Raw genomic sequence first — 14,230 nt, 5'->3', positions numbered from 1 at the left:
ATGTGTGGAATTGCGTTTGTCATGTTTATCTTTTTTGTTTCTGGGTAAATTCAATGCGAAGTCTATTACCTAAGTAATCTTAAACTCTAAAACCCGATTGATAGACCAAGAATATTAATTTCCTGAAGCAGCGCGCTTACCACTATACGACTATAACTTTCTTCTGAACCCCTTTTTAGAATCTTTGTAAATCATTAGAAGAACTGTATTTAGTTCAGTACATGAAATTGCAATCTGTTGGACAGTTAGCATGACCGTCCTTAGAATTCAAGAGCTTAATTACGCTGATTCAACACATGATTTTTTACATTGTTCCAGTTAACCCTTTAAATCATCAAGTCTAGTACTACTCTATCTCCCCCTATTTCTACTATTTAATATTATTCAAAATACCATAGGTAAACCTAAATGGTATCGCGCCACAAATTTTACACCTCAAAAAAAGGATGTACCCTAAAATCCCATGTCTTTTATGTACACCCTCTCCCTATTACTAATGTCAATTAAGTATTTGGTGAAAAAAGTCAAACTCTGCGACTCTTATTTTTAAAAAAGAATTCGCCCTTTTATTGACTTTTATACCTAATTTCGATTAATTCCAATTGTGCTTAAATTCACCATTTTTAGTTTAAGCCATCTTTTTCCTTAAGTAAAGGCTTACAAACAAACTTTGGTGCATAAACCATTATGCCAATTTATAGCAATTACTCATGTTTCTTATCTACCTTTTCTATCAAATTGTATAGTTTTATTATTAATCTACTATTAATTTCTTGTAAAAATATGCCGAAGTATAAATGTTCTTAAAATCGTTGCGGGAATAATAGAAGAGGATACTACAAAAAAACCGTTCACTTTCCCTTATAGTCGATTTAGGGACAGTATTCGTCTTCGCACACGAGGCTTCCTGCATTGATGACCTGAGGACGATTGGGAAGAACCATATCAAATAGACGTTTATACTTTTACTCAAAGAACTAATAAACGCTTTACACACAAAAAAAGCTTGAGGTTAATTCCTCAAGCCTTTTTTGTTAATGATTATGGTTTTTTATTTTCCATTTAGTTTCGGACCCCACGGTATTGGAACTACTTACTATTATGGAGGTCCCTTTTACTAGCCCATTAAGCAGCCCCTTTAAACAGAGGTACCGTCAAATCTGAAGTCACTCTACTATAACCTAACCTATTTCAAGTCCTCAATTGAATTAATGTCAACGTACTCAGGTACGACTAATCCATTTCTTGTTCCTTGAAGGTTTAGTCCAAGATCAACGAGATCGTCCTTATACGTATTATAATATTCGACATGGGTACTTGGCAGCCAGGCTGCAACCATCGCATCGGAACTTCCGTTGGCAACACCGGCAAACATCGGGCCGACTTCTACCTGGCTGAGTGTGACCTTGAAGCCATTTTGTTCAAGTACTTTGCCAATGACATTCGTACTGGCGATCTCTGTATCCCAGGCAACATAGACAAGGTTGATTGGTTCTCCATTACCTTTCTGGGCTCCGTTTGTCCACTTCGCTACTAGATCCTGATTTTCAGATATCCATTTTTCAGCGGCTTCCTCTGGACTCAAACCTTCTTGGATATAGACCATTACTGCTTCCATATCGCCCGTCTCCCAGGAAAATTGATCTAGGATTTTATAAGCGCCAGGTGCATCCTGCTCGAGGCCTTTCCTTACGAGTGTATGAATTCCTTCAACCCCTCCGAATACTCCATTTGGGTCTTCAAGAAATTTCAAATCGTATTTAGAAAACTTCCAGTGTGGTGCCCAGCCAGTAACAATAATCGGCTTCTTTTTCTTATAAGCTTTGTCTAATTCAGCATACATAGCTGCAGAAGAGCCTTCTATAACTTTCCATTGATCCAACCCATATTCGGAAATTCCATCGCTAGCCTGTGCCATAATTCCGGCCCCAGGTTCAATCCCGGTGATTTCATAATTGGTTTGGCCGCCTATCGAATTCGGATCGACTTTAACCGCATTTTCCTTGGCAAATCCTTGAACAAGGATAGTACCTACAACAAGTGCTGCTAGGATGGCAGCGACATATCTTCCCTTAATGACATGCCCATATGCCGGCTTGCGCAAGTTTTGCGTGAGCCGGTCGAGGATAATCGCGATAAAAACAATCGATAATCCTGCCTCAAATCCTTGGCCCACGTTAATTTGACTGACAGCCCGATACACATCTGCCCCAAGGCCAGGCGCGCCAACTAACGAAGCCGTAACAACCATTGACAGGGCCAGCATAATACTCTGGTTTACCCCTGCCAAAATCGTTGGAGTGGCAAGTGGCAATTGAACTTTCAGCAGCTTTTGGCTGCTTGTTGAACCAAACGCATCCGACGCTTCAATCAGATCTTTAGGTACTTCCTGAATACCAAGATTGGTCATGCGAATCGTTGGTGCAATCGCGAAAATAAATGAAGCAATAATGCCCGGAACGGTTCCAATTCCGAAAAATAAGATTGAAGGAATCAAATAAACAAATGCAGGCATTGTTTGCATAAAGTCTAAAACTGGCGTGACGATCCTTTGCACTGTTTTACTTTGTGCACACCAAATTCCAATCGGAATCCCGATTAGGATTGTCAGAAATCCCGACACTAATACAATCGCAAGTGTTTGAATCGCTGACTCCCAGTATCCAAGATTATCGATTAACAGCAAACTGACCAACGTAAAGATTCCTAACGGCCATCTGCTCGTATATGCCACTAAAAGGGCTAGGACGATGATTAATACAATTGGAGGCCCTGCGCTTAATACATTAACGATAAGATCCAATAATCCATCAATCGCTGTCGTAATAAACGCAAACAATCCAGCAAACGCTACAGTGATCCATTCTACTAAAGAATCGATCCAACTTCCAAGAGGGATTTTCGGCATATTCATATAATTATTCCCCCTCCATTTCGTTCAGGGAATCCTTATTACCGGCTAAAGCGCCAATGACAGCTCCGCGAATAACGATTCCTTTTAATCTTTTCTCTTCATCAATTACGGAAATTGGCAGACTTGAAGTTGCCATCGTATCCATGAGATCAGCCAATAACGTATCCTCGGTAACCGTTGGAATGTCGGTTGTCATTACTTCAGAAATCGACTGATTCTGGTCGATTGCCTGTCGTGCTTGCTCTGCCGTCAATGCCCCAAGAAGTTTTCGATGGCGGTCGACGACAAATATGCTGGAATACCCTTGTTTCCGCATAATTTCAAGCGCAACACGAGGACCTCGGTCAACACTGATTCTCTCAGGACGTTTCATTACGTGTGATGCTGTTAAAACTTTGGATAAATCAACATCTTCAACGAATTTCTCAACAAATTCATTGGCAGGCTGCATCATGATTTGTTCTGGTGTGCCCAACTGAATGACGCTGCCGTCCTTCATCAAAGCAATCCGGTCCCCAATCCTTAAAGCCTCATCCAGGTCATGGGTAATGAAAATGATCGTTTTCTTGTATTGTTCTTGAATTTCAATCAATTCATCCTGCATGTCTTTTCGAATTAACGGGTCAAGAGCACTAAAGGCTTCATCCATTAAGATGATATCCGTATCGCTGGCAAGGGCCCGGGCAAGTCCAACCCTCTGCTGCATTCCCCCACTCAATTGGGATGGAAGTTGGTTTTCATAACCTTTTAGACCGACACTTGCCAAAGCCTTCATCGCTTTTTCACGCCGTTCCTCCACTGGTACCTTCTTGATTTCCAGTCCATACTCCGCATTCTCCAGGATCGTTTTATGCGGGAACAGAGCAAAGTTTTGAAAAACCATACTGATTTTCTTCTGTCTGACTTCCCTTAACCGGGCACTATTCATCTTGACGATATCTTCATTATCAATCAAAATCTCGCCTATTGTAGGATCAATCAGCCTATTGAACATCCGGATCAACGTGGACTTTCCGCTTCCGGACAAACCCATGATCACAAATATTTCACCAGGGTATATTTCGAAACTGACATTTTTCACGCCAACTGTATGACCTGTCTGTTTCAAGATTTCCTTTTTCGATTTGCCTTGCTTCAACAAATCAATTGCTGCTTTAGGTGATTTTCCAAAAATCTTGGAAACATTCCTGACTTCTACTATGGGATTCATCAAACCACCTCATTTTATAAAATTGCCCATATCATATTTAGTTTCTCCATTTTTTGTCGCTTTATTTGCCCCGGAAAGTTTAAAAAGAAGTGCGTAAGGGGATAGAGGAAAAGGGGAAACGACTACAACCAACAATTTATATAATAACAAAAAGTTGGTACTTAAGAAAAGACTTTTCCTACTATACACGAAATGAAAACAAATGTCTCGTCTTAAGATTTATGAAAGATCTGGAAATTTTTACATAGAAACATAATCAAAGATGAATTTTGGGAGGAAGCATGAGACGCTCCCTTCCTCTTGAGTAAGTAAAACCAGAAGCCTGGTATACTGCCTCAACCAAAATAAAGCACAAAATGCCTGCCCTTTTGCACATGCAAATGGAGCAGGCATTTTGTCTGACTCTAACAAACTTTTTGCGCCAAAATAAGGATTGGGGCGAGGTCTTACTTAGGGATGGGCAAACGCACTCCACCCTTAGGATATCAAACAGGCATTCCAACCATGTCCTCCCCACGCGGACAAAATAACCAAAAAGTCCACAACAGGGGTCTGACCCCTAAACCCCTATCTCAATTCCCCTAAAGGCTTTTTCTTCTTGTGCTTGTTCTGCGAATTCGCGGTCTTGGTCATGTTGGAGGACGTAGGCTAATTCATCCCGAGCTTCTTGTTCCCGGCCTGCTAATGCGAGGAAGCATGCCCGGCGGTAGCGGGCCATTAGGTTATCCGGGTCAAGTTCCACGGCTCGCTCTGCCGATTCCAATGCGGCATCCACTTTCCCCAGCCTTTCATAGGCATTGCCCAACTCAACATAAAGTGCCACGTCAAACGGGTGGTACTGAATCCCTTCTTCAAGGATTTCAACTGCCTTGCTGTTCCTGCCTTTTTGGCCGTAAAGCACACCGAGTGTATAAAATGCCTCACCACGGACAGCATACGGGTCTTCTTCAATTGCCTGGTGCAGCAGCCGCCCGGCTTTTGTTCCATTTTCCAGTTGAAACTCGGCAAACCCGATCAGCTTTTTAAAATGAGGGCTATTCTCTGTGTCCTCAAGGCAGCGCTCAAAAAGCCCGAGTGCCTCAAGCAAATCGTCTTTCTTGACCTCACCGTTTTCCTCATAGTTCAGGATAAGAAGCCCAAGCTGCTCACCGACTTCAGAATCCCAGCCATTCTTGTCCAAGTAATTCTGCAGAACCTTTTTGGCACCCGGAATATCAAGCAGTCCCTCATGGAATTCAGCCAGCTTCAACACTGCCAGCATATTTTTAGAGTCAAGCTTCGCCGCTGTCGTATACAAATCAATTACGAGGCCAATCATCATAAACATCTTCGACTTGCTCTTAATCGTCCTAAACAAGCGGCCAACCGCAAACCGGCCTCCTGAACCACTTTCTTCCTCCCAGTCAACACTTGAATAATAATCTCCAAACGCCTCTGCTGCCTTCGCAAAAATAACACTCTTCGTCTCATTATCAACATTCAATGCCTTCAGGAACTCTGGCGCCTTCATCCACTTTCCTGACCCAACATACATCGAAACCAATGTCTCATAAAGCTCGTCCTCGCCGCCAAACTCCTCAAGCAGCTCTTTTAGAAGAACCCCTGCCTCTTTCCAGGCCCCGCGCTTCAAGACAAGCTTAGCCCGGTGATGCCGCAATTCCGGCCTCTCTTCACCATCCGCCGCAACAGCCGCTTCAACCGCAGCCTTCAAATATTCAGCTTCTTTCTCAAAATCACCAAGGGCACTCCATACATAAGCGAGGCTATCCAGTTGCCAGACTTCATCAATATTGGTACGCTCCCCTAACTCCTTCAGCGTACCAGCCAGGTTCCCCAAATCCCCGGGATGCAGCAATGAACTCAATCGCTCCAGATTAACCCGTTCCGGCGCAATCTCCAGGAGCTTCAGCAGCCAGGAAGCCTCCAGCTCTGAATTTCCTCCCATCGCCGCTAGCTCAGCAAGCCTGGATAAAGCACCATCCACCTCGGGATCGAGCCGGAGCGCTGTCTCCAGTGCCTCCCTTGCCAGCCCGGGCTGTCCGCACTTAACATATGTTTCTCCAAGACGGAACCATGGGAACGAATCTTCCTTCAGCGAAATCGCCTTCTCGTAATACGAAATCGCCACCGGATACATATCCCCGTATTCATAGAGAGCACCTAAATAAACCATATAGAGCGCATCTTCCGGAGCCGCCTCCACCTTCTTCTCTAAAAATTCAATCCCGCGAAGCAAACAAGGTGTTCCGACGATAATATCTACATACATATCAAGCGCATCTGATAGATTGCCATAAATATAGGAAAAACCCGCCTCAAACAATCCCAATGCTTTTTCAAGCATATCCGTATCCTGTCTGTCGGTTGCCCAGCGAGCCATCATCCGGCCGCCATTGATCAAATACTCGCTATCCTCCGCAAACCGGTCCCGGCACCCGACTAAAAACTCAACCGCCGCATCCACCTTGCCACGGGCGGCTAGCACGTTCGCATGTCCGATAAACGCATACCGCTCATCAGCGAACTTTTCCATACAGTCAGCATAAACCTTCTCTGCCTTGTCCAGCTCTTCCCGCCCGGTGTAAAAATCCCCGAGCCGCACATACAATTCCGGAACATCCGCTTCACGAACCCCTTGAACAAGTACAGCTTCCACGGCATCCAAATCAGCAAGCTCATTCTCATAAACATCCGCAAGCGCCAAATAGCCGAACGGCAATTCTTTTTCTAGCCCGACAACAACCCTGTATCCACGCACCGCCCTGGCAATCCTGCCCCGCTGCTCGTCAAGCTTCGCCCGTTTATACCAATAATACGCATTCCGCTTATCCACTGCCAAAAGCTTGTCCAGCAGTTCCTCCGCCTCCGTAACCCGGTCAGCCTGCACCAGAATTTCGGCATGATGTACAGAGGTGAACTGTTCTTCCCGCGAAACCTCCATTGCAATCTTCGAAAAAGCAACCGCCAGCTCAGGCTGTTTCGAATCCAGATACGCGTGAGCCAAATACGTCCATGTATAATCCTGGTCAGGATCCATTTGAACCGCGGTCCGGTACAGGCTCACTGCTTTCCCGTAATCTTCCCTAAGCTGGGCAGCCCGTCCGGCAAGATAGTGATAGAATGGACTCGATGATTTCTCCTTAACACCGGCAAGCATCTCCTCCGCTCGAACCAACTCATCATGCTGCAAAAAGGCCTGGGCACTGTAAAGCTTTACAAAATCACTTTCCGGCTGAGCCTCAGCCAGCTGCTCAATGCACTCCCTGACAAACGCCCAGTCACCTTCACCGGAAAATCGCTTGACCGCAAACATCTGGGCATAAAGCTGGTGGCTGTTCTTTTTCAAAAAGCCGAGCAATGCATCCTTATATTCCTTTTCGTCGTCATCCATCAAGTCGGACAGTCGGAACAATTCCCGGAAGAACGCATCCTCCACGGAATCAAGCCCATCAAGCAGCGCCGCCCTTTCACCCGGCACGACGGCTATCGATAAAAAGCTTGAATTCGCCGCCGTCCCTTCAACGTCTTTCTGCTTCAAATAAAGAGTCTCCAGCAAATTCGGATCCTGGATATGATAAATCCCGAAGCGGTCATCATATCCGGTCAAAAGCTGGACGTGCAGGCTGTTCTCCGACTCGATGCTGAGCACAACGAGCGTATCCGCATCAAGCATCTCCTGCCAGCGGGCCTTGCCGCCGACAAAATACCTGCAAGCGAACCCGAGCGATTCCAAATACTCCACCGTTTTCGAAAGCTTTGACCCGGTCACATCAAAAATATGCCGGGCAATCTCATCCTGCTTCCGTCCCTGGCCGTAGAAGCCTGACAGCATCTCGAGCGCCGCCGGAACACAGAAATTATTTTTCTGGACAACCGGCGTGATCTTCAGCTCCTTCCAGCTGCCATCATCCTGCGCTTCTCCAAAAAACACCGAACTCTTCAGGTCCTCTTGCAAATACTCCCGAAGCCCGGTAACATCCTGCTTCCGGTAAAGAGCCGCCGCCCGCAAATGCCCAAAATAACCTTTCATTGAATGGAATGGGACGAGCTGTTCAATTTCATCCATCACCGCAAGCATCCGGCCATCATCGCCCAGGTCCCGATACCTGCGCAACTCCTCCACAAGCAGTGCTGGCAGGTCCGGGAACAGCCCCTTCGCCTCCTGTAAAATTGCAAGCGACTCCGCATGCTCCCCGTTAACCGCCTTAACATTCGCGAGAATAAGATAGCAGAAATAATCAAGCTCAGGATCATCCAAACCCTTCTTCAAATACACCTCAGCCTGATCCCTGTCCCCCGTCAACAAGCTGTAAAACCCAAGCCTGTCCCAACTCCGACCATCAGCAGACGCCTTCACCTTCTCCATGGCATCCTCAGCCTCGGAAAACCTTTTCATTTCAATCAAACAGCGAGCCCGGCAAAACAGCGCCCGCTCCATATGCTCAGCAGGCGTATCCGCATCCCTCTCCGCCTTTTCTATATAACCCGCAATCAGCTCCTCGGCATCGAGAGCCCGGCCGCTATCGAGCAGCTCGTCGCAATACCAGACAGCAGTCTGCAGCGTATTGAAGCGCTTATGCGCCGCCCGGGACAGAATCGAAACAAGCCGGTACATCGCCCCGCGATCCGCCAACTTAATCAACGTATAAAACTCATCTACAGTCCCAATATCATCAAGCGCCTTGCGCACAACCGAAAGCGGCTGCCCCTTCAGCTCCTCAAGCTCCGCATTCAAAAGGCCAAATGCCTCCCGATACGCCCGCCTCTCCAAAAGCTCCTTCAAAACCATTATCCTATCCACCATCCTCAAGCTGCACATCCTCTCTCCCGGAAAGGGGTAAAGGGGGGCGATTTTCATCCCCCTATCCAAATCACCAAACACATACATCAAGCATAAAAAAAGTAACGCCTAAGCGCTACTAGTTTTAAAGATTTTTTCTTTTTTGGAAAAACTGGCCGATACACCGAGACCCCATCTCATGCCTATACGCACAGCCTTCAACAAAAAACGAAGCTTCGACATGGCTCCCCTCATCTCGTCCCTGCATCCCATACCCTCCAGCTTTCGGCAGACTTCTATCCTTTCATTTCCAGCCAACAAGAACCGCCACAGTTTGCATTCCTGCTTGTTTTTCCAGAAAGTACGTTTAAAATATAAAAGGGAAAGGTGTGTGCATATGGAAGATAAACGCTTTAAAATTGCACACCGGGAAGCAATCATCGGTGTGATTCTAGTAATAATAAACTTTATTATTTGGTATGGTTTTGCGTATGGGCTCGGGAATCAAGACCCGACAAAATACACGTATATCCTCGGTTTTCCGGCATGGTTCTTTTATAGCTGCATTGCTGGGACGATTTTCATGATTGTGTTAATTGCCGTAGTCATGAAATTCTTCTTCACCGAAGTTCCACTAGAAGAGGGAGATGAAGAATGCACTGGCAAGTAATCGCTCCACTCGCACTATTTCTTATTATTATTTTCTTTATTGGCTTTTGGGCAAACGCCTATATCCGGCGTTCTGACTCATTTTTATCAGATTACTTCCTGGGCGGCCGTGAAATGGGCGGATTCCTGCTCGCGATGACGATGATGGCGACATATGGAAGCGCATCAAGCTTTATCGGCGGTCCTGGTGTAGCCTATCAAACCGGCCTGGGCTGGGTGCTGCTTGCCATGGCTCAATTGCCAGCAGGCTACTTTGTCCTGATGATCTTAGGAAAAAAATTCGCGATTATCGCTCGTAAATATGAAGCAATTACGTTAATTGACTTCCTAAAAGCACGCTATCAATCAAATGCAATCGTGCTGCTTTCCGCACTTGCGATCTTTGTGTTTTTATTCGCCTCAATGACAGCACAATGGGTCGGCGGGGCACGTTTAATAGAATCATTGACAGGGTTATCCTACCGGGGAGCCTTACTGATTTTCGCAGTGGCCGTCCTTGTTTATGTCATTGTCGGCGGCTTTGCGGCTGTTGCATTGACAGATGCACTGCAAGGTTCAGTAATGATTATCGGTACAGTCATCCTCCTCGTCGCCGTTATCATTGAAGGCGGTGGAGTTTCTGCGATTATGGCCGAACTTGTAGCCGAAAATCCAAACCTTGTTTCACCGTACGGCGCAGATGCAAGCCTGTCGCCGCTCTATGTATCTACCTTCTGGATTTTAATAGGGATTGGCGTAATCGGCTTGCCGCAAATCGCCGTTCGCGCGATGAGCTACAAAGACTCAAAAGGCATGCATCGTGCAATCATCATCGGAACAATCGGCATCGGAACAATCATGTTTGGGATGCACCTAATCGGAGTTTTTGGACGGGCCGTCATTCCAGGGATTGAAATCGGCGACAAAGTCATGCCGACCTTAACACTCGAAATCCTGCCGCCGGTACTTGCCGGAGTCGTATTGGCAGCCCCGATGGCAGCCATTATGTCCACAGTCAACGCATTGCTTATCTTAGTAAGCTCGACACTTGTAAAAGACGTGTACTTGAACTATATCAAACCAGCAGCAAAAGACGCGGAAATAAAGAAGATGAGCTTTATCATCACGACCGTCGTCGGAATAGCCGTTGTGCTCTTCGCCTTAAATCCACCAGAACTATTAATCTGGCTGAACCTGTTCGCATTCGGCGGTCTTGAATCGGCCTTCTTATGGAACGTCGTGCTTGGCCTCTATTGGAAAGGCGCCAATAAATACGGAGCCATCGCATCGATGATAGTCGGACTTGTTTCGTATGTTTATATTTATCAAGCTCATGGAAATTTATTTGGCATGCATAGTGTAACAATCCCAATAATTGCATCACTCCTTGTATTCGTACTCGTAAGCAAAGCGACGAAACACAAAACCCAGCACCAAAGCATTATCTAACGAGAGCAAACAACCCGCTAACCATTTAGGCTAGCGGGTTGTTTTTGAAAAAATGGGTCGATGCCATCAAGTCAGGCAGCCCCACCCCAGTTCGGCCTACACGCCCAAATTTAAGAGCACCCACCTTAAAAGCCTCAAGTCACTAACCCTAAAACGACAAAAATCTACAGCAGGCTAGTCCCATTTAGACGAAAATTAGACACGAATTGGTCAACATGCTGCAACATTTATAGCTATTTATTACATATAAACAATGTGATAATAGTGGTAACGAAAGAATGAAAGGATGGTTAAGCATGAAAACAACATTAGCGGAAATGCTTAAAAAACGCCCCGGGATGAGTATACTTCAGCTTAAGAAAGCCTTGCTTGTACAACAAAAAAATGGCTATCTCTATATCGATGCGGATCTCGTGACCCTTGAGCTTACCCAGCCATTTTCATTCGAGTACACCCGGCTTAGCTCATCTTATTAACACAAATACACTGAAAAACGAATTAGATACCTTCATATGATACATAAATTTGCGGCAAGTATAGACGAGAAAAGGAAGCAGGGGACTATTCCCTGCTTCCTTTTCCTTCAAATAGCAATAGATTGATTAAATGACCAGCCCGCCGTGAACGCTTAATACTGTGCCATTAATAAAACCTGCGTCCTCACTGGCTAAAAACAAATATGCGGCAGCAATATCCTCTGGACGGCCGAGCTTCCGCAGCGGAGTTTTGGACTCCATCATATCAAGAATCTTTTGCGGCACCTTCGCCGTCATATCGGTGACAATGAAGCCTGGCGCGACAGCATTGACTCTGATTCCCTTAGGACCGAACTCCTTTGCCCAGCTTTTCGTCAGGCCAATTACCCCTGCCTTCGTAGCCGCATAATTTGTCTGCCCTACATTTCCATGGATGCCGACCACCGACGAAGCATTCAGGATGACACCGGATCCTTGCTCGAGCATGAGGGGAACAACTTCTTTCGTACACTTAAACACACCCGTCAAATTAACGGAAATCACTTTTTCCCATGAATCTTCATCCATTTTTGTCAGCAGCCCATCGATGGTGATCCCGGCGTTGTTGACAAGAATATCAATCCTGCCAAAAGCGGCAACAGCCTCCTCAACCATTCGTTTAACACCTTCCGTATCAGCGACGTTCCCATGGACGAATTTAACCGCTCCAATCTCGGCAAGCTCCCGTTCCGCTTTTTGACCGGCTTCCTCATTGAAGTCGCTGATAACAACTTTTGCCCCTTCACTTAGGAATTTCTCGGCAGTTACTTTACCGATTCCATTTGCACCGCCAGTAATCAATGCTACTTGGTCTTTCAGCTTCATATGTATGCCTCCCTTTTCCATGGCTAGAGAGGAAATGCCGCGACATTTCCTCCGTTAAAAACAAATTCACGAGCGGTATTTGTTATTGCTTTTATGAATGACATCTTGTTGCCTTAACACGCTCGAGTTGTTATTCATCAATTTTATGAATAACATCTTGTGGCATTAACTCACCCGAGTTGTCATTCATCACTTTAATGAATAACATCTTGTTGCCTTTACACACTTGAGTTGTCATTCATCGCTTTTATGAATGACATCTTGTTGCCTCTACACACACGAGTTGTCATTCATCGCTTTTATGAATGACATCTTGTTGCCTTTACACACACGAGTTGTCATTCATCGCCTTTATGAATGACATCTTGTTGCCTTAACACACACGAGTTGTTATTCATCGCTTTTATGAATGACGACCTTGCTTTTATAAAGAACCGCACTCATCTATTCCAAATTACGGCCGTTAACCTAAGACCTGAAATTCCTCTTATCAATTACCCGCTTCGCCTTGAACTGCGTCCTATCCAGTGTTCCCATAGGAAGCAGGTCGATGGCGAATGTGACACCGCATTCCCGCTTCAGTTCCTTTGACAGCTGTTCCTTCAACTCTGTATCGTTTCTTGTTCCAAGGCTTTCACATTGAACGGTCACTTCGTCCATGATGTGGTCTCGGGTAACGACCATTACGAATTCTTCGCCAAGTCCGTCGATCCTTCTGATGACATTTTCGAGCAGACTAGCATAAACATTGACGCCGCGGACTGTAACCATGTCATCAATTCGGCCATAAATCCCCTTTGGCAGGCGTGGATACACCCGCCCGCATGAGCATGGTTCATCTGTCCAGGTCGTTAAATCACCTGACCAATAGCGAATGACCGGCTGAGAGGTTCGTTCAAGCGGAGTGTAAACGGGAACTCCTTCTTCTCCGTAAGGAACAAGACGATGAGTATCGCGATCGACAACCTCCGTATACACCACATCCTGCCACAGGTGGACTCCCTGGCGATGCTCGCATTCGGTGTTGCTCATCCATGGCGTAACTTCAGCCATTGTCCCGGAATCAATGCAAATTCCTCCGAACGTGTCTTCAATCTTCTTTTTCGTCGCCGGCACGCCTGCTCCTGGTTCACCCGAGAAGAACAGAATCCTGAATCCAAATTCCTTTGGATCAACCCCAAGTTCCCTTGCTTTTTCCGCAAGATACAGAGCGTACGAAGGAGTCCCGTAAAATACGGTCGGCTTAACTTCCTTCAGCCAATAAACCGCCTTCTCTGTTTGTCCCGGCTGCCCCGCTCCGAACGGAAAGGTTTTTGCTCCAAGCCTTTCTGCACCGATGAGTGCACCCCAGCTGCCGATATACAGGCTAAGCGGAGACGCGATGAACATCAGATCACTTGGCCTCATCCCGAAACTCCACATGATACGGGCATGCTGATGGGCAATCCGTTCCCAATCATCCTTTCCAAACGAAAAGACCGTTGGCTTTCCTGTTGTACCGGAAGTCCCCTGAATCCGATGCACCTCGGAGAACGGAATACAAACGTTCGACCCAAACGGTGCGTACTCCTCTAAATCCTCTCTTACCTCGGCTTTGGTGGTAATCGGCACCTGCTCGAAATCTTTTAAACTTTTAACATCCTCTGGATGGAATCCATCCTTTGCCCACTTTCTCTGATAGAAACCGGATTTTTCCTGGGCATAATTGAGCACGTTTTTTATTTTTGCAAAAACAATCTCATCCAGTTCTTCCTTTGAAGCCGTCTCGATGTCTTTGTACCAATATTTTTCATCGGTTTCAGGAAGGTAGCTAGAATCATATTTGGGCGGCCATTGCTTAAGTAATGGCATTTTTAGCATAGGACTCCCTCCTTTTACTGGTTTAATAG

Annotated in this window: 8 protein-coding genes; 3 read left to right on the top strand and 5 right to left on the bottom strand. The window is 45.9% G+C overall.

The features are described from left to right. Positions 1-1,186: 1,186 nt before the first annotated feature. From AM500_RS05810 to AM500_RS05800, 3 genes are all read right to left on the bottom strand, one after another. Positions 1,187-2,914 (bottom strand): glycine betaine ABC transporter substrate-binding protein, encoded by a 1,728-nt coding sequence (locus AM500_RS05810; RefSeq protein WP_053598387.1) that lies wholly within the window; start codon positions 2,912-2,914, stop codon positions 1,187-1,189. Positions 2,915-2,918: 4 nt separating this feature from the next. Then, the gene (locus tag AM500_RS05805; protein ID WP_053598386.1) at positions 2,919-4,124 is read right to left on the bottom strand and encodes a quaternary amine ABC transporter ATP-binding protein; all 1,206 of its coding nucleotides are present in this window, start codon (positions 4,122-4,124) and stop codon (positions 2,919-2,921) included. Between the two features lie 559 nt (positions 4,125-4,683). Continuing rightward, a complete protein-coding gene (locus AM500_RS05800) occupies positions 4,684-8,913 on the bottom strand; it encodes a tetratricopeptide repeat protein (RefSeq protein ID WP_053598385.1) in 4,230 nt (1,409 codons plus the stop codon). A 388-nt stretch (positions 8,914-9,301) separates the two neighbouring features. Here AM500_RS05800 and AM500_RS05790 point away from each other — a divergent pair, with 388 nt between their 5' ends. From AM500_RS05790 to AM500_RS05780, 3 genes are all read left to right on the top strand, one after another. After that, a complete protein-coding gene (locus AM500_RS05790) occupies positions 9,302-9,574 on the top strand; it encodes a YhdT family protein (RefSeq protein WP_053598383.1) in 273 nt (90 codons plus the stop codon). Further along, entirely contained in the window at positions 9,559-11,001 is a 1,443-nt protein-coding gene (gene panF / locus AM500_RS05785; protein WP_053598382.1) for a sodium/pantothenate symporter, read from the top strand. The genes AM500_RS05790 and panF overlap by 16 nt, the downstream gene beginning before the upstream one ends. A 296-nt stretch (positions 11,002-11,297) precedes the next feature. Beyond that, entirely contained in the window at positions 11,298-11,477 is a 180-nt protein-coding gene (locus AM500_RS05780) for a hypothetical protein (RefSeq protein WP_053598381.1), read from the top strand. Between the two features lie 126 nt (positions 11,478-11,603). Here AM500_RS05780 and fabG read toward each other — a convergent pair whose 3' ends face one another. Together fabG and AM500_RS05770 are read right to left on the bottom strand one after the other, a co-directional pair. Continuing rightward, positions 11,604-12,341: a 3-oxoacyl-ACP reductase FabG gene (gene fabG, locus AM500_RS05775; RefSeq protein ID WP_053598380.1), complete on the bottom strand. Its 738-nt coding sequence runs from the start codon at positions 12,339-12,341 to the stop codon at positions 11,604-11,606. 468 nt (positions 12,342-12,809) lie between these two features. Next, positions 12,810-14,201 carry a phenylacetate--CoA ligase family protein gene (locus AM500_RS05770; protein WP_053598379.1) on the bottom strand — a complete coding sequence of 464 codons (1,392 nt, stop codon included), beginning with the start codon at positions 14,199-14,201 and terminating at the stop codon, positions 12,810-12,812. Positions 14,202-14,230 lie beyond the last annotated feature (29 nt).

It is taken from the genome of Bacillus sp. FJAT-18017 (assembly GCF_001278805.1).
Classification (GTDB): Bacteria; Bacillota; Bacilli; order Bacillales; family Cytobacillaceae; genus Bacillus_D.
This window is presented reverse-complemented; position numbering and strand designations above follow the sequence as displayed.

Coding starts and splice junctions, on each gene's coding strand:
- AM500_RS05780 (WP_053598381.1), top strand. CDS start 11,298: ATGAAAACAACATTAGCGGAAATGCTTAAAAAACGCCCCGGGATGAGT.
- AM500_RS05790 (WP_053598383.1), top strand. CDS start 9,302: ATGGAAGATAAACGCTTTAAAATTGCACACCGGGAAGCAATCATCGGT.
- AM500_RS05810 (WP_053598387.1), bottom strand. CDS start 2,914: ATGAATATGCCGAAAATCCCTCTTGGAAGTTGGATCGATTCTTTAGTA.
- AM500_RS05800 (WP_053598385.1), bottom strand. CDS start 8,913: ATGGTTTTGAAGGAGCTTTTGGAGAGGCGGGCGTATCGGGAGGCATTT.
- panF (WP_053598382.1), top strand. CDS start 9,559: ATGCACTGGCAAGTAATCGCTCCACTCGCACTATTTCTTATTATTATT.
- fabG (WP_053598380.1), bottom strand. CDS start 12,341: ATGAAGCTGAAAGACCAAGTAGCATTGATTACTGGCGGTGCAAATGGA.
- AM500_RS05770 (WP_053598379.1), bottom strand. CDS start 14,201: ATGCTAAAAATGCCATTACTTAAGCAATGGCCGCCCAAATATGATTCT.
- AM500_RS05805 (WP_053598386.1), bottom strand. CDS start 4,124: ATGAATCCCATAGTAGAAGTCAGGAATGTTTCCAAGATTTTTGGAAAA.